The organism is Bacteroides faecium, assembly GCF_012113595.1.
GTDB lineage: Bacteria > Bacteroidota > Bacteroidia > Bacteroidales > Bacteroidaceae > Bacteroides > Bacteroides faecium.
Window position 1 is genome coordinate 691,403 of sequence record NZ_CP050831.1, and the last position, 18,380, is coordinate 709,782.

At 42.1% G+C, this 18,380-nt stretch carries 11 protein-coding genes; 10 read left to right on the forward strand and 1 reads right to left on the reverse strand.

What is annotated here, in order from left to right; all coding sequences use genetic code 11:
* Positions 1-9: 9 nt before the first annotated feature.
* The 10 genes from BacF7301_RS02810 to BacF7301_RS02855 all read left to right on the forward strand — a co-directional run bounded on the left by BacF7301_RS02810 (position 10) and on the right by BacF7301_RS02855 (position 16,441).
* A complete protein-coding gene (locus BacF7301_RS02810; protein ID WP_167959998.1) occupies positions 10-1,551 on the forward strand; it encodes a BT2802 family ribose utilization protein in 1,542 nt (513 codons plus the stop codon).
* A gap of 226 nt (positions 1,552-1,777) precedes the next feature.
* A complete protein-coding gene (rbsK, locus tag BacF7301_RS02815) occupies positions 1,778-2,701 on the forward strand; it encodes a ribokinase (protein ID WP_167960000.1) in 924 nt (307 codons plus the stop codon).
* A gap of 41 nt (positions 2,702-2,742) precedes the next feature.
* On the forward strand, positions 2,743-3,678 hold the full coding sequence (gene rbsK, locus BacF7301_RS02820; protein ID WP_167960002.1) for a ribokinase: 936 nt from the start codon (positions 2,743-2,745) through the stop codon (positions 3,676-3,678).
* Between the two features lie 12 nt (positions 3,679-3,690).
* Complete coding sequence (locus BacF7301_RS02825; protein WP_167960004.1) at positions 3,691-4,866, forward strand: DUF1566 domain-containing protein; 1,176 nt, start codon at positions 3,691-3,693, stop codon at positions 4,864-4,866.
* A gap of 25 nt (positions 4,867-4,891) precedes the next feature.
* Positions 4,892-7,837, forward strand: a complete 2,946-nt coding sequence (locus BacF7301_RS02830) for a SusC/RagA family TonB-linked outer membrane protein (RefSeq protein ID WP_167960006.1) — start codon at positions 4,892-4,894, stop codon at positions 7,835-7,837.
* Between the two features lie 13 nt (positions 7,838-7,850).
* Positions 7,851-9,266: a RagB/SusD family nutrient uptake outer membrane protein gene (locus BacF7301_RS02835; RefSeq protein ID WP_167960008.1), complete on the forward strand. Its 1,416-nt coding sequence runs from the start codon at positions 7,851-7,853 to the stop codon at positions 9,264-9,266.
* Positions 9,267-9,283: 17 nt separating this feature from the next.
* The gene (locus BacF7301_RS02840; protein WP_167960010.1) at positions 9,284-10,906 is read left to right on the forward strand and encodes a DUF4832 domain-containing protein; all 1,623 of its coding nucleotides are present in this window, start codon (positions 9,284-9,286) and stop codon (positions 10,904-10,906) included.
* A 12-nt stretch (positions 10,907-10,918) separates the two neighbouring features.
* Positions 10,919-13,474 (forward strand): nucleoside hydrolase, encoded by a 2,556-nt coding sequence (locus tag BacF7301_RS25890; RefSeq protein WP_167960012.1) that lies wholly within the window; start codon positions 10,919-10,921, stop codon positions 13,472-13,474.
* A 10-nt stretch (positions 13,475-13,484) separates the two neighbouring features.
* Positions 13,485-14,489: a GRP family sugar transporter gene (locus tag BacF7301_RS02850; RefSeq protein WP_167960014.1), complete on the forward strand. Its 1,005-nt coding sequence runs from the start codon at positions 13,485-13,487 to the stop codon at positions 14,487-14,489.
* Positions 14,490-14,491: 2 nt separating this feature from the next.
* On the forward strand, positions 14,492-16,441 hold the full coding sequence (locus tag BacF7301_RS02855) for a glycoside hydrolase family 97 protein (protein ID WP_167960016.1): 1,950 nt from the start codon (positions 14,492-14,494) through the stop codon (positions 16,439-16,441).
* Between the two features lie 76 nt (positions 16,442-16,517).
* On the opposite strand, the gene BacF7301_RS02860 is transcribed toward BacF7301_RS02855, so the two are convergent.
* Complete coding sequence (locus BacF7301_RS02860; RefSeq protein WP_167960018.1) at positions 16,518-18,344, reverse strand: endonuclease/exonuclease/phosphatase family protein; 1,827 nt, start codon at positions 18,342-18,344, stop codon at positions 16,518-16,520.
* Positions 18,345-18,380 lie beyond the last annotated feature (36 nt).

Consider the following 18,380-nt stretch of genomic DNA (forward strand, 5'->3'; position numbering starts at 1 on the left):
AAGGGCTTCATGAAAAGAGTCGATTCCGTTATTTCCCTGATATACTCTTTATCGAAATCAGAAAAGAAACACTTCTCCTTGCAGGTCGTCAAAGACAAGGAAGAGAAGGACTATCTTGTGATTTACGACATTATCACGAAGAGTAAACAGCCTAACGGAAATGTGGTGAAAGGAGAATTTTATAAGCGCAGACCTAAAGGTTCTTTTGAAGTATCCATTCAATATTTATATGAGAAACTGGTAGATACACTACTCACATTGAGAAAGAAGAAAGACATCTACTATGACTTGTTGAACGATTTATGCAAAGCCCGTATGCTATACGAGCGTTCCCTGTTCGAAGAATGTTTCGAGATACTATCCAACACGATAGAACAGGCACAGTTCTATGAAAACAACGAGATTCTGACGATTGCACAGAAACAGGAATTGGAATATTTGCTACGGCTGAACTTCCCTAACATGACAGAGCAGGAGCTTTTTCACAAACATTTTATCCAAAATGAATCGTTAAAGAAAATTCGAAAAATAACGGAGCAATCTTCTCTGCATAATTTATTAAAATACCGTCTCTCTCATATCGGAGCCATACGGACTGCAAAGCAAAAACAGGATATGAACGACCTTATGGTCAACGAGCTTTATATAGCCGCTTCTTCTGACGCAGAAGGGAATTTTGAATTGACACGAAATCATAAACTTTTTCAGGCAAACTATCTAATGGGAGCAGGAGATTACAGAGCTGCCCTCAACTCATACAAAGAACTGAATTCTCTATTTGAGCAGAACCAACAATTCTGGTCGAATCCACCGATTTACTATTTGTCAGTACTCGAGGGAGTGCTCGGCAGTCTGCGGTCGGTGGGAAATTATAATGAGATGCCCTATTTCCTGGAGAAATTAAGGAAATTAATCGCAGAGGACTCTTCACTGGAATTTAAAGTGAACGCTACCTGTTTGCTTTTCCAATATGAGTTGTTTCCCTATTTGGACAAAGGTGATTTTTCCAGTTGCACGGAGCTCATGAATCATTATCAGGAGTTACTATACGACAAAGAAGCATGGTTAAGTCCTATACGCAAAAGCGAGCTATTACTCTACACGACTCTTATACACATCGGCAACCAGAACTACAAGGCAGCGAAGAAATATATAAGCAATGCCATTATAGACCATAATATCAAATACTTGCCGCTAATGAGAACGATTCGTCTGGTTCGTCTCATTGCTTACTATGAAACACAAGAATTTGAACTGATAAAGCACGAATCACGCTCCATTACGCGCAGTTTGTCTTCTCCCAAAGAGCAGACATTCAAGACAGAGCACACGGTTTTATGGTTCTTAAACAAAAGCAATCTGCCTATTCTACGAAAAGACCGGGAAGCTTTCTGGGAAAAGCTATGTCCGGAAATTCAGGAATTATACAATGACAAATACGAAAATCAGTTATTACGCATTTTCGATTTTACTGCATGGATAGAATCAAAAATACGGAAAGAAAAGCTGTCTGAAGTTCTCAGACAACACACAAATGCTAAAGAAATCTAAAAAGACAAAGCTAATAATCTAAATTCACAGCGCAAAAACACTTCTCTTATTTTCCAATTATCCATTTGTAATTATACAAATTCACACAACACTACAATCCCAAGAATACCTTAAAACATAATATTCCATATTAAACATATAATTTGAAATTATATAAATGAATTATTAATGTAAAAAACGATGCGTTATTATTCTTTTTATTTGCATCATCTTAATTATTAATATTATGGAAACTATATCTAGCAATCGACCCAAAATCGTAGTTATCGGAAGCTGTAATACCGATATGGTTGTGAAAGCCAACAGGCTACCTGTCCCCGGAGAAACCATTCTAGGTGGAACTTTCTATATGAACCCTGGGGGCAAAGGAGCCAATCAGGCTATCGCAGCAGCACGATTAGGAGCGGAAGTAACTTTTATCTCCAAAATTGGTTATGATCTATTTGGACTGCAAGCTTTAGAAATATACAAATCCGAGAAAATCAATACTGAATTTATATTCACCGATCAGAAAAGTCCGTCAGGAGTAGCTCTTATTTCTGTCGATTCTTTCGGAGAAAACAGCATCATCGTAGCACCGGGGGCCAGCCGTTCGCTTTCGATAGAAGATATCAATAAAGCTGAAGAAAAAATCAAGGAAGCTGATATTATACTCATGCAACTTGAAGTTCCGATAGAAACAGTGGAGTATGCAGCTACTATTGCCAACCAATATGGCAAGAAAGTAATACTCAACCCTGCGCCTGCCTCTACCTTGAGCAACTCCTTTTTAAATAATGTACATACTATATTGCCTAATCGTATAGAAGCAGAAATGCTATCAGGAATAAAGGTAATGGATGTTGAAAGTGCGCACCGGGCAGCTAAAGCCATCGGAGAAAAAGGTATAGAAAATGTCGTCATTACTTTGGGAAAAGATGGAGCCTACGTGAAAGAAAAGGACGAATATACCATGGTTCCTGCCAAAGAAGTAGAGACTATCGACACAACCGGAGCAGGAGATGTATTCTGTGGAGCATTCAGTGTTTATTTATCCAAAGGACATTCGTTGGCCGAATCCGTGAAGTTTGCAAATGCAGCGGCAGCTATTGCCGTCACACGCATCGGTGCCCAGAGCGCCATCCCATACAAAAGAGAAGTCAACTTATAAAATAGAGAAAAGCCTAGGTTAATCACATAAATCTGATTCAAATGAAAGTAGTAGTTATTGGAAGTTCAAACATCGATATGGTTGCACAAGTCAGCCATCTCCCGGCACCCGGCGAAACAGTCGGAGATGCAAATTTCATGCAGTCCCTCGGAGGCAAAGGAGCGAACCAGGCTGTGGCAGCAGCCAGGCTTGGCGGCTCTGTGACGTTTGTCACCTCTTTGGGGAATGACATGTACGCGGATATTTTAAAAAAACACTTTAAGAAAGAAGGTATCACCACCGATTACATTATTGATGATGTCCATCATCCCACAGGAACCGCACTTATTTTTGTGGCTGACAGTGGTGAAAACTGCATTGCAGTAGCTCCTGGAGCTAACTATTCTTTATTACCCGGTTCAATCACCCATTTCTCAGAAGTAATCGACGAAGCTGATATCATCGTCATGCAGGCTGAGATTCCTTACGAAACAATAAAAAAAATAGCTCTATCGGCAAAACAAAAAGGTAAAAAGATATTGTTCAATCCCGCACCCGCCTGCCTGATCGATGAGGAACTGATGAAAGCCATTGATATACTAGTCGTCAATGAGCTGGAAGCTTCATTCATCTCAGGAATTGAGTATAGAGATAATAATCTCGAGGAAATTGCTGAAACATTGCTGAAAGCGGGTACAAGCAATGTCGTAATCACACTGGGAAGCCAAGGCGTGTATATGAAAAATGCAAAAGCAACCATGCAACTTCCCGGTTGTAAAGTAAATGCGATCGACACGATCGCCGCAGGTGACACTTTTTGCGGTGCATTGGCGGTCGTTTGTGCAAAGAAAGAAATAGATCAGGAAGCACTCAACTTTGCCAACACTGCGGCAGCCATCGCAGTCACACGTTCGGGTGCACAGCCGTCTATTCCCACTCTCGATGAAGTGAAACACTTCATACTTGAAAAAGAATTAGCCTTATCATTCAACTTTTAAACTTAATGAACCATGAAAACCTATTTGAAACAACTACTCATCCCTATCTTATCGGGCTTGATAGTATGCAACTTTTATAGCTGCGATAGCGACGACGAACACACCGCTACCCCTATAGCTCCCATTCTAAAGGAAATAAAATTTCCTTCGGAAAATGACATCATCCCCGGTCAGGTGGCGCAAATCAACGGACTCGGTTTTGCAAAAGAAGATATAGTCTATTTAAGCAACGCTACCAACCAGAAAGAAAAGGTAGAAGTCACAGAAATCACAGATAACTACTTAAAATTTATTGTTCCGGTGGAAGCAGGTGGCGACTATAGCATAACAATTGAAAGAGCCGGTAAACAAACCGTTTTAAACGGAACTTTGAAAGTACCGTTCATTGTTCCAATTACTGATGTTATTCTTCCTTCCGGCAATGTACAGCCCAAGAGCAAAGTTGAAATTCAAGGAAAAGGATTTGAAGCAGGAGACGTTGCCGTATTATATGCATCCTTCTACCCGGCAGGCGTCGAATACAATTTACCATTAACTCTTAATGAAGAAGGAGTAGAATTTACACTTCCTGAAGGGTTATACGGAGTAAACTCTATCATGATTGTCAGAGGAGAACGGAAAAGTAATCTTGGAACTATCACTATCGAGACGAATGTTGGCGATAAACTCGGAGGAGGTGTTGTATTCTGGGTGAATACTGCAAAGGCACACGGATATATCGTAAACATGAGTAACATCGGTACGGGAACAGAGCAATTCGGTCCGGAAGTAAATCCGTCGGATGCGGCCGGAACGAGTCAAAGTATGGGAAGCGGCTATACAAACACTCAAAATATAGTCAAGAAGTTTAATGCATTGCAGAGTGCGAACAACTGGCCCGAGTGGCAAGGAGTCAAAATTGCCGCCCAACTTTGTCTGGACAATAGTGTCACTGAAGGAAATGCCGTATATGCCGACTGGTTCCTCCCTTCCAGAGAAGAATTGATCGAAGTATTCAAAGTTAAAAGTTTATTAGCTGAGAAAGGAGTCAATATTCCGGCAAACAATTACTGGACTTCAAGCGAAGGCGACGGGGAAACCGGCTGGTCTGCCTATTATGTGAATTTCTACGAAGAGACTAATATCGTTTCTGAAATCTGCTCAAAAAGCGGTTGGAAAATTGGTGTTCTTCCTATCCGGGCCTATTAACTAACAATCCTATAAAATAAGCGTCATGAAAAAACACATTATATTATTTATTGCCATCTTTTTTGTCAGTGTATTACATGCACAGACAATCAACATTAGAGGAACCGTTACCGACACGAGTAATGAAACATTGCCAGGTGTATCTATAACCATAAAAGGGACTCAAACAGGAACAGTAAGTGATGCAAACGGAAACTTCAGCATCAAAGCCAAAAGAGGAAATGTCCTGGAGTTTACTTTCGTGGGCATGGTAAAACAGTCTGTTACCGTAGGAAAACAAAATGTCATTAATATACAAATGGCAGCAGACGCCATTAACTTGGATGAAGTAGTGGCAATCGGTTATGGTATTGCTAAAAAGAGTGATTTGACGGGTGCTGTTGCCTCTATCAAATCTGAAAATCTTACTAACTCCAAAGTAGGAACAGTGACAACTGCCCTACAAGGACTTGCCGCCGGTGTGCAAGTAACTACCGGCTCCGTAAAACCCGGTGGAGATGCTTCTGTCGTTATTCGTGGAGTAGGATCGCTCCGGGCCGGCAGCGAGCCGCTATATATCGTCGACGGTATTCCCGTACAAGGAGGTTTGCAGGATTTATCTTCCGGTGATATTGAATCCATCGAAATTCTAAAAGATGCTTCGTCTGCATCCATCTATGGTTCAAGGGGTTCTAATGGCGTAGTACTCGTAACTACCAAAAAGGGTACAAGCGGAAAAGCCAAAATCTCCCTGAATGCCTCTTTCGGTACGCAACGAATGTTGAACAAACAAGATTTGATGAACGCACAGCAATATTATGAATTAGTATCCATTGCCCAACCTAATTATAAATGGACATCAGAGGAACTACGTTTACTCAGCCGTGGCGAGTCGACCGACTGGCAGGACGCAGTTACCCAGAACGGCCAATATCAAAATTATAACTTCTCGATTTCCGGTGGAAAGAATGATATGCAACATTTCCTGGGAGTAGATTGGTATGACCAAAAAGGTACGGTCAAGAACTCGTCTTTTAATAAGCTGACTGTTCGATATAATATGGATGCCAAACTAAACAAGTGGTTAAGATATGGTGTACGTTTCAACGTCATCGAGTCTAAACTCATGAATATCAATGAAGAAGCAGATTCGGGATACGGAACCATGTTCAGTGCTATTAGTTCACAACCAACAGCTCCTATTTATACCGAAGACGGAGAATATTTCGACGGTTTCCTCAACACGAAAGCAAATCCGGTAGCCATTGTCGACTTGCTTGACAAAGCCACACTCAAATCCAGATTCGTAGGTTCCGCCTACATTGAGATAGAACCGATAAAGAACTTGAAATTACGTTCCGACAACGGTGGAGAACTTGTCTTTTACAAAGTAAATACTTACGAAGACGGACGCATGGGACAACATTATACGGCTGGCGGCCATGCCAATGTAATGTCGAATAAAAAAAGATACTGGCAAACAGAGAACACTGCCACTTATTCATTTGATATCAACAAAGAACATCAATTTTCTGCAATGGCTGGTTTCTCAGCTTCCAGAACAGATTATGAAGAAGTTACCGCCGACTCTAAAAAGTTGTCATCCATTCTCAAGTATTACAATTTGCAAGGAGCGGAAGAACATGGACCGAACTCTTCGTATGCAGTCCCCTCTTCCCTAGTGTCATTCTACGGGCGATTCAATTATAATTTCAGCAACCGCTATCTGGCAACATTGACCATGCGCGGTGACGGTTCTTCTCGTTTTGCCCCGGGACACAGGTGGGGATTCTTCCCCTCACTGGCTCTTGCATGGCGTGTCTCTGAAGAAAGTTTCATCAAAGAAAACGCTCCGGTCATCAGCAACCTGAAGTTAAGAATCAGCGCCGGCAAACTGGGTAACCAGAATATCGGAGATTTCGCCTATGCTCCGACAATTGCCCTCGGAAGCGCTTCAGCCAATTACGTTTTAGGCAATAATCTGGTAACCGGCTCTGTACAAACTTCCATCTCGAACCCGGAACTGACTTGGGAAAAAGCCAACCAATTAGACTTAGGGATTGACTTCGGATTATTCAACAACCGGATAGCCGGTACGATTGAAGCTTATTATAAACGTACGACCGACCTACTATGGGAAGTCCCCCTTCCACTGGAATCCGGTTTCGGCACTTCACTCACCAATATCGGTAAAATTGATAACAAAGGTATTGAATTTACACTAAACACAGTCAACATCAGCACCAAAGACTTCTTATGGACAACAGCCTTCATGATTTCTTATAATAACAATAAGATCAAAGAACTTTATGACGGCAAACAAGACGTCAATAAAACATTGTTTGTGGGACGTCCTATCGGGCAATTCTACTTATTAAAATCCGAAGGTATCTGGCAAACGAACGAAGCTATCGAAGCTGCCAAATACAATGCCCAACCCGGTGACCGCAAGATTCTGGATTCTAAGAAAGACTATGTAATCAACGGAGAAGACCGTGATTTCTGCGGAGTTTCCACTCCCAAATATTACGGTAGCTTTACCAATACATTCTCATATAAAGGTATTGATCTTACCGCATTCTTTACTTTTGCAGGAGGACATAAAATCAATAATTCACTGAACCGTTACCTCAACTCTTTCAATGTATGGGGAAACATGAGCGAAAACTATTACAAATATTATTGGAGACAGGACCGACCGAACAACAAATATCCTGCCCCACGAGTCGGTAGCGCTTATGCTAACGGAGACGGTACTGACGCCAATCTCCAAAAAGGTGATTACCTGCGCCTCCGTAACCTGGAAATTGGTTATAGCTTGCCGAAAAGTGTCATCAGAAATATCAAAGCCTCAAATATCAGGGTTTATTTCTCTGTACAGAACCTATTCACAGCTACGGAATTTACAGGATTTGACGTAGAGTCCAGCGACAATACCAATCCTTATCCGAACGCCCGTAGCTTTATCGGTGGTATTTCTCTTAACTTCTAAAAACAGAAACATTATGAAAAAATATTTATCAATATTAGCTTTCAGTTGCCTGACATTATGCAGTTGCGACAACTTTCTTGACTTGACACCCCAAAGTGTACTAACCCCGGAAAATGCTTATGAAAAACCGGAAGATTGGCAGCAAACTCTTTATGCCGCTTATGGTACGCTCCAAGAAGTCTTTGTCGGAAAATACACCATTACCCTTACTGAATTCGGAACAGATGAAGTAATTCCGTTTGATATGGGTTGGGCGGCTTACTCCCAATTGCATTACTATACTTTTTCCGCTTCACACGAATTCCTGGATAATCACTACCGGCTCTGCTACGAAGGCATCAAACGTTGCAATGCAGTTATTGATATGCCTTCGGATGCAGTCAGTGCGGATCTCCATAGTTCCATGATTATGCAAGCCCGTTTTTTAAGAGCGATCTACTATTTCGACCTTGTGAGAATGTATGGCGGAGTTCCTTTATGGACAAAATCATCCATTGATAGAAGTGAAATCATGAAACCGCGCGCCACGGCTGACGAAGTATATACACTGATTACCCAGGACATGGAAGCTGCTCTCGGACTCCCTACCTCTTGGCCGAATGCCCAAGATAAAGGAAGAGCTACGTCCTATGCTGCCCAAGCTCTGCTGGCACGCATTTATCTTCAGTGGGGAAAACCGGACGAAGCATTAAAATACTGCCGGATGCTCGAAGGCAAATTCAAGCTGTATGATAATCTAAAGGATATATTTGATCCCAAAAACAAGAATCAGGAATATGAAAACATATTTGAAATCCAGTTCAAGCATTCCGGTTCGTGGGGACTGGAAGGAAGTATCCAGCATTCTTATTGGGGACCCCGTAATGTAGGCGGCCCGACCAACTTTGGCGGCTGGGGTGGATTTGGTCCGACACAATATCTATATGATTCTTATGATAACGCCGATAAACGCAAAAAGGCATTCTTCATCACAGAATATGCAGGAGTTACCCAGACACCGCCCTCTTCCGGTAAATTCTGGGATGCGGAAACCGGCAATGTGATTGAAGATGATAATTTGAATTTTACTATGATTCGCTATGCAGACGTACTCTTGATGAAAGCCGAAGCACTGAACAGTATAGACGACACAAGTAATGAAAAATATAATGCTCTGAATGAAGTACGAGACAGGGCAGGCCTGACTTCCATAACGGCAGCCGATAACCTGAATAAAGAACAGTTTGCTGAAGTCGTACTGGAAGAAAGATTGCATGAATTATGTTGTGAACACCTGCGCCGCTGGGATTTAATTCGCTTCGGCAAACTAAGTGAATACATGAAAGACCACGCTGGGGTCACTATTCAGCCCTATCATGTTTTATACCCAATTCCGCAAGCCGCCATCGATGCCAATGACGCTATCACAGAAAACAACGAAGGATATTAACATAAATCATTTAACACATGAAAAAAATTATTTTTATCACAGGACTACTGATGAGTATCTTCTTTTATTCATGCAAAGAAGAGGACCATGGCATACTTCCTCCTATCGAAGGAGGAGGAACTGTAGAAGTAAAAGACGGAAGAGTTACAATCAATCCGGCGGAATATCTTCACGCAATCCGGAATCCGATGAAAGGATTACGCGAATTCTTCGGTCCGGGATATGATAAAGTAAGAGATGAATATCCATATCCTTACGGTTCTATTATAAAAGAATATATGCAATGGAATATGCTGGAAGACAATGAGAGTGACGGTGTCGACAAGATTATTGCTTATAGTAACCACAGGTGGAAAGGAGTGGAAGATATAAATGTCAAGGTTATCCCACGTATTTACATCGTATGGATGGAGCCCTGGCATGGCGGATATGCCAAGAATACTTATACCAACAATCCCGACGATTTGAACGGTTGGCATTGGCCCAGCGACATTCCGGGAGAGACATATGATAAAGATGATCTTAACGCCCCTATTATTGGGGGCTATTGTCACCCTACCTTTCAGGAAAGAGTGAAGAAATTGGTAGAGAAAGCCGGACAAGCATGGGATAATGACCCTAGAGTAGCCTATGTAGAAATGGGAATTATCGGCGAGTTCGGGGAACATCACGACCCGGATATCACCACAGTATGGGCACCTCATGACCAACCGAATCATGTAGAGAACCGTACCTGGCTGCCAGGTATTGAAAAAGTATTGGGAGATGCCTTTACCGCTGCCTTCAAAAACAAGAAAGTAATGGTTCGCTATGCTTATGAATTCAAAGATTATGAGTTCGGGATTTATTGGGACTCATGGGCTATTGATGAAGAAATAAAGCGCGGCTACGAAGAAATGAAGAAGTTAGGCGATCGCTGGAAAACCCAGCCCATAGGCGGAGAAATTACCTGGAACTGGGGAAGCCTCTACAAATTCAAATCTTTTGAAGAAGTAGTAGCAGATGCCCAAACGCAAGACCTCGTCATTCAGCAAATACGCGATCTGCATTGTAACCACTTGGGAGGTATCACTTGGGCTAATTTCAATGACCCGACTTTCGAACCCAATGCAGAATTACTACAAAAGACAATGGGTTACCGCTTTCTTTTGTCCAATTTCAACTATCCGACAAATATCAAACCGGATGAACCATTTAAAATATCATTTGATGTGATTAACACAGGTTCGTCGCCTTTTTATTATGACTGGCCGGTAGAAATTGCCTTACTAAACTCCCAGACTCAAGAAGTTGTATGGAGCAAAACATTGAAAACTCCTAAAATATCACAATGGATGCCGGGAGACAACTGGAATAATTCAGCAAAAGTCTATGCTCAACCGGCTGCTACGAATCATATTGAGGAAGAACTGACTTTAGACAAGAAACTGGACACAGGAGATTATATCATCTCAATTTCCATATTAGACCCGTCCGGCATGCTTCCTTCATTAAGATTTGCCATTCAAAATTACTTTGAAGGAGGACGCCACCCTATGGGACATATCGGTGTCAATACGGAGCCCGTATATTTTGAAATTCCAACCGAAGATTTCGATGACATGAGGCAGGATAAGACTCTGAAATATAAAATCCAATAATAAGCAAACTTAATGAAATCAAGCATCAGAAACATATTACTCCTAATGCTATTCGGAACGATATCTGCTTGCAGTGAGAAAACCGTGACGGTTTCTTACCAAGAGTATCCGAATGCATTCAGGAATCCAATGAAAGGATTCAGGGAATTCTTCGCTCCCGGCATCGACCGGATTAGGGAAGAATATCCCTACCCTTACGGTTCACTGACAAAAGAATATATGCAGTGGAATATGATCGAAGACGACGCCAATGACGGAGTAGACAAGATTATCGCTTACAGCAATCATCGCTGGAAAGGAGTAGAAGATATAAACGTCAAAGTTATTCCCCGGGTTTTTCTTGTATGGCTGGAACCCTGGCATGGCGGAAAACCCAAAGACACCACTAATCCGGATGACTTAACCGGTTGGCACTGGCCCAAAGGAATAACTCCGGAAAAAGGTCCTTATAAACAAAGACCGAACTCCGTGGCCGCCTATGTAGAAGAAAAAGACAAAAATACCCCCATTACCGGGGGATACTTTGACCCTTCTTTTCCTGAACGCGTAAAAAAACTTGTAGAGAAACTCGGACAGGCGTGGGATAACGACCCGCGAGTAGCGTATGTAGAAATGGGAATTATCGGTGAATGGGGAGAACACCATGACCCAGATCTCTCAACTTACTGGGCTCCGCACGACGAACCGGAACACGTAGCTAACCGGACATGGATTCCAGGCATGGAAAAGATACTGGGAGATGCCTTTGCCAAAGCATTCAAAAACAAGAAAGTAATGGTCCGTTATGCTTATGAATTTAAAGATTACGAATTCGGGATTTATTGGGATTCATGGTCTCAGCCCCAAGAGATTGTAAGAGGTTATGAGGAAATGAAGAAACTGGGTGATCGTTGGAAAACCCAGCCGATAGGTGGAGAAATTACTTGGAACTGGGGAGATTTGGCCCGGTTCAAATCTTTTGAAGAAGTGGTGGCGGATAAGGATACCCGGGAATATGTCATGGAACAGATCCGGAACTTGCACTGCAATCATTTAGGCGGAATCACTTGGGCAGACTTCAACGAACCGGAGTTCCGGAAAAATGCAGAGATACTGCAAAAAGCTATGGGGTATCGGTTCATTATCAATGAATTCTCTTACCCGAATGAAATTAAAGCGGGAGCACAATTCCCTATTTCTTTTAAAGTTGTCAACACCGGATCGTCTCCATTCTATTATAACTGGCCGGTAGAAGTAGCTTTGCTAGACCCTGAAAGTCATCAAAAAGTATGGGGAAAAATATTAGAAGGGGTAAACATCTCCGAATGGATGCCGGGAGATAATTGGTCGGTAGATGAACATAAATACCAGACGGCTCCGGAGACTTACCACATCCGGAAGAATATTTCTATTGACGCCCCCATTGCCAAGGGAAAATATATCTTGGCTTTAACGGTGCTCGATCCGGCCGGTATGCAACCTTCGCTCCGATTTGCCAATGAGAATTATTTCGAAGGTGGTTATCACCCAATGGGCTATATCGGTATTGGTGAATCAGTTGCTGATACCCGTCTGAACCCAGATTTATTCTTCGACATTCAAAGTGACAAGTCTTTAAAATATCAACTCGAACAACCCGTTCCTGTGATATTCGACACGGATGTCGGCAATGACATTGACGACGTGCTGGCTATGCAAATGCTATTCAACTACGAGAAAGCCGGAAAAATAGATCTGCTAGGTATCACAATCAGCAAGTCCAATCCTTATTCAATCGAATATATTGACGGATATTGCCGCCTCAATGAGAGGGGAGACATTCCATTGGGATATGCATACAACGGAGCTACTCCCGAAGACGGAGGTTATCTCCGCCAAACTTTGGATACCATTATTGAAGGCAATAAGATACTGCATCCTCAAAGAAGCATAAAAGACAATCTGCCGGAAGGATATAAGTTGTTACGGAAATTATTGGCTTCACAACCAGATAATTCCGTCGTATTTATTGCCGTAGGACCGGAAACGAACCTTTCACGCCTGCTACGCTCGGAAGCCGATGAATACAGTCCTTTGGACGGCAAATCACTCGTTGCCCAAAAAGTGAAGCTGTTGTCCGTAATGGGAGGACTCTATGGGAACGAGTTCGATTTCCCCGAATGGAATCTAGTGCAGGATATAAGTGCAGCCCAAACCGTATTCAGCGAATGGCCCACTCCGGTCATTGCAAGCGGCTGGGAACTAGGCAACAAATTGTTGTATCCGCATCAGAGTATCTTGAATGATTTCCCGAACGCTTACAAACATCCTCTTTGTGTATCTTACCAGATATATGACAAAATGCCTTATGACAGGCAAACTTGGGATTTGACCTCTGTCATACAGGCCATAGAACCGGAGAAGGATTATTTTGAACTGTCAACAAAAGGAACGATTACAATAGACAGTGCAGGACACAGTCTTTTTAATACGTCAGACAAAGGACAACATCAATATCTTATGATTCAAGGAAATGAGAATATTCAGAGAACATTAGATGCCATTGTCTGCCAGGTGACAGGGAAAGAAGAAAAGAATATAAACCAATAAAGAAAGAATCATGTTTATAGTCAATAGTTATACACTAGCCATTATCTTTTGCTTCATAACCATGATATGTTGGGGTTCTTGGGGTAACACCCAGAAACTGGCCAGCAAGAACTGGCGTTATGAGCTTTATTACTGGGATTATACGATCGGTATCTTATTATTTGCCTTACTTCTCGTTTTCACACTCGGAAGTTTCGGAGATTCGGGGAGAGGTTTTCTGGAAGATATCCGGCAAGTAGATGCCAGATACATAGTCAGTGCTTTGATCGGAGGAGTTATTTTCAATGCTTCCAACATCTTACTTTCAGCTTCAGTCTCCATCGCCGGAATGTCGGTTGCTTTTCCGCTGGGTGTAGGACTTGCCTTGGTCCTAGGTGTGTTTATCAATTATTTCAGCACCCCTAAAGGAGATCCGTTCTGGTTGTTTACAGGAGTAATCCTGATTGTTATCGCTATCATCTGCAATGGAATAGCGGCAGGCAGGCAACAGAAAGAGGGGAATAATAATAGTAAGAAAGGGATTATTCTTGCGGCTATTGCCGGCATACTTATGTCTTTCTTCTACCGCTTTGTAGCTGCCGCTATGGATCTTAATAATTTCGACTCTCCGACTCCGGGTATGGCTACTCCATATACTGCTTTCTTTATATTCTCAATCGGTATCTTCTTGAGCAACTTCCTATTCAATACAGTTGTTATGAAACGCCCGTTTGTAGGAACTCCGGTAAGCTATAAAGAATATTTTGCGGGAAAAGCAGGCACACATCTGGTAGGTATCCTCGGAGGATGTATATGGGGATTGGGAACTGCTTTGAGCTATATAGCCGCAGGAAAAGCGGGAGCTGCCATCTCCTACGCTCTCGGTCAGGGAGCACCTATGATTGCAGCCTTATGGGGTGTATTTATCTGGAAAGAGTTCACCGGTAGTTCCAAATCAACCGACAGGCTTTTAGGAATCATGTTTATTCTGTTCATCACAGGATTATCATTCATCGTTTTATCCGGAGGAAACTAATTATGAAAATAAACCATATTCTTTTTCTACTGACGGCAGCCTTCTGTTTTCCTTCGATAACAGTTGCCAAAATAATTGAGGCCGGTTCGCCGGACAAGAAAAATGTGATAACTATCGAGACAGACAATCAAATCAGTTACAGCTTATCCCGGAATGGAACAAAGATTCTTGATACTTGCCCGCTCTCACTTACAGTCGGAAACGACATTTGGGGAACAGACAAATGTAGAAAGATAACTCGTAAGAGCGTTTCGGAAAAAGTGGAATTTATTGTACCGCGTAAATATAAAGAGACAGTGGATAATTATAACCAGGTTGAGCTTATTTACAAAGACTATAAGATCGAATTCAGAGTCTATAATGACGGAATGGCCTATCGTTTCGTAAGTACTGCAAACAATAAACAGCCTGTAAAGAAAGAGTCAGTATCTTTCCGCTTCGGACAGGATCACACCTCGTACACTCTTTTAACCGACCAGCTACAAAACTGGTTTGAGCAGGATTATACGGTAAAGCCGATCAATGCATTACCCAAAGACAGTTTCTCCGTAGCTCCTGTAATGGTTGAAGTAGACAAATACAAAGTATTATTAGCAGAGGCCAATCTCTATAATTATCCGGGAATGTACTTACAACCTGCCCAAGAATCCTTCCATGGCATTTTTGCCAATTATCCGGATAAGGAAGTGCCATACGAAGGGGATAATAAAATTTATGCCTCCACACGCAAAGATTATCTTATTCCCACCTGCGGGAAACGGGTCTTTCCATGGCGGGTAATCGGTACTTTCGACAATGCCTCTTCCATATTACAAAGCGAGCTTATATATTTACTCTCCGAAGAGAAAGAACAAGCCGCTGACTATACATGGGTTAAACCCGGTAAAGTATTATGGGACTGGTGGAATGACCGTAATATCTATCATATAAATTTCAAAAGCGGCATTAACACCGATACATATCTATATCTGGTAGACTATGCAGCCAAACATCACATCGAATATGTCCTGATTGACGAAGGCTGGTCGGCACGTAACGATCTGTTAACCCTCAATCCTGATGTTGACATTCCGCGTATCTGTGAATATGCAACAGAAAAAGGAGTAGGTATCCAGTTATGGTCGAAATGGGTGAACATCATGCGACAAATGGATGAGGCTTTTGCACAATTCAGCAAATGGGGAGTGAAGGGAGTCAAAATAGATTTTATGGACCGTAATGATGCCAAAATGGTTAACTTCTACGAACAAGTAGCTATTAAAGCCACTCAATACAAATTATTAGTAGACTTTCACGGTTCTTACCCCAACGAGGGCATGAGGCGCAAATATCCGAATCTGATGACACGCGAAGGAGTAATAGGACTGGAGTATAACAAATGGAGCAAAAGAGCCACAGTTACACATGATGTAATCATCCCTTATCTCCGTATGTGGGTAGGCCCAATGGACTATACTCCCGGAGCTATGCTTAACGCACATCCGGAAACATTCTATGAAAATCAACATGAACCGATGAGTCAGGGCACACGTAGCCACCAATTGGCAATGTATGTAGTCTACGAAAGCCCGTTGCAAATGATTTCGGACAGTCCGACTAAATATGACGAGAATCCCCAGAGCTTTGAATTTATCAAAAGCATACCTACAACCTGGGATGAAACAGTTCCTTTAGAAGGAGAAGTGGGCGAATATATCGCTCTTGCACGCCGGCATGGCAATACCTGGTACATCGGAGTAATAAACGGAAATACTCCACGGCATATTGAAATTGATTTATCATTCATAGGAAATGGCCCGAAGAAGATAAAAGCGCATATAGACGGAGTAAATGCCAGTCAACAAGCAAAAGACTCACAAATAATAGAACAAATTATCAAGAATAATGAGAAACTACTCATAAATATGAGTAGAGGAGGAGGATATACAGGTATTATTCATATAGAGAAGTAACATTTTACAGTTACTCAACAAGGCAGGCTGTCTCTTTTTCTTGAGACAGCCTGCCTTTATCTTACTCCCAATCGTTTCAGACTGTAATATCCAGCAAAATCTCCCCTTTTACGTTCAGGACTTTCACTTTTAATTCATCTTTCTTCTTCTCCAGAATCATCACCGTAGCACTATCCATCTTATATCCTCCACCGATAACGACCGGATAATTATTGCCTAACTCACCCTTCGGATGAAAAGCATATTTATGGGTATGTGCATTCAAGCTAACATTGAAAAGCGCTTTCTCTAATAAATTAGTCCATAAATCAGCACAAAGATTCACTCCATCATTGCCATAAAGTGGAATATGATGAATAAGGACACGTTTCTCCGCTTTCTTGAATTCTTTGGCAGAAAGTTCTTTTTTCAGGAAATCCACTTGTTCATTACGCAGTTGGGTAAAATCATTCAAGCCATAATATACCCAGTGGGAATCCAACTTGTCTTCTCCACAGTCCAACATGACGATACGGGTATCTCCCCAGTTGAAAGAGCCGTAGGTCTTGTCTCCTACATAGTCGTAATGGTCACGCAAGCCGATAGAATAGGCATTTCGTATTTCATGGTTACCACGCATAAAGAAGGTCGGTATGCGGTCGCCACGGACGCCTTCGGTAAGTTCGCTGATAAAAGTAGTTGCTTGATTATGGTCAACAGGGTCGTCCACACAGTCACCGTTGAAAACAACGAAGTCATAATCGATATTCTGTATTTGTTTGCACAGGGCACGGAAAGTTTGCGTATGCTGATGCAAATCATTAAAGACAACGGCAGTAAAAGAATCCGTATCCGCTGCCGGAAGGGTGAACTCACTGAAAGACGACTGTGCCATATTGCCGAACACCTTTTTATATGCCTGGTAAAGCAGCATTTCTTGTGAGCATACACGGTAATAATACTTCTGACCAGGTTGCAAACCGTCTATACGTATTTTGTGCAAATAGTTATTGCAAACCACTTGTCCGTCTACAATCATACGGGCACGTTTCAGTTGGGTAGTGTCCGTTCCATATTCTACCCAGCAATATGCAGGGACGGTAGTTTCCCACATCACTGTAATGCCATTGCCTACCGGATTCTGTAAATAGGGTTTCGTGCGGAATATCTTGTTTGCCTTTTCGGCAGTTCTGAGTTTTACTAATATAGGACGATGGTCGGAAGCCATAGGCTCGTTCAATACTTGTGCGGATATAAGAGCAAAACCGTTTGCATTGGATTTTAATGTCGCAATATAGTCTATCGTTTCCTTAGGCTCTGGAGCCGGATAAGTATGCTGTTTGGGATTGGAAAGTAGCTGAAAATTCTTTTGCAGTTCTTTAGCAAAGTCGGATTCCGGTTCGGCATTCATGTCTCCGGCCAGAAAAAGAGACTTTTTATAAGGAGCAGTAAACGATTTCACAATCTTCAATGATTCCATTCGGTCTTCTTCTGTCAACGACATATGAGTGCAACAGTAAATGTAATCTTCAAATTCTGCGAGAATCAGGGCACGCGCTTCTTCTCTTCCCGGTAAAGGAATGGTTTGTAAACGTACCGGAACTTGCCTGGTCAGTAATCCGATTCCGTATTTTCCACCATCAAAATCAATGGCAGGTGCAAAGTAGGCATGCATTTGTGTACGCTCGGCAATTTCTCCTAAGACATACTTCTGTCCGCTTCGACTTGTCATGCTGTCCACTTCCTGTATAGCCACCACATCGGGAGAAGCGTTGTTTATCACATTCGCTATACGCTGGAAATTACAGACATCATCCATGCCGTTTGCATTCTTGATATTGTAGGTCATCAGCTTCAATGTGTTCTGAGCCTGTACCGAAAAGGCAAATAGAGTAGCAATAACTAATAAAAGATTCTTTTTCATGTTTCTCATTTTGGGGGTTAATGTTAAGCGGCTCAA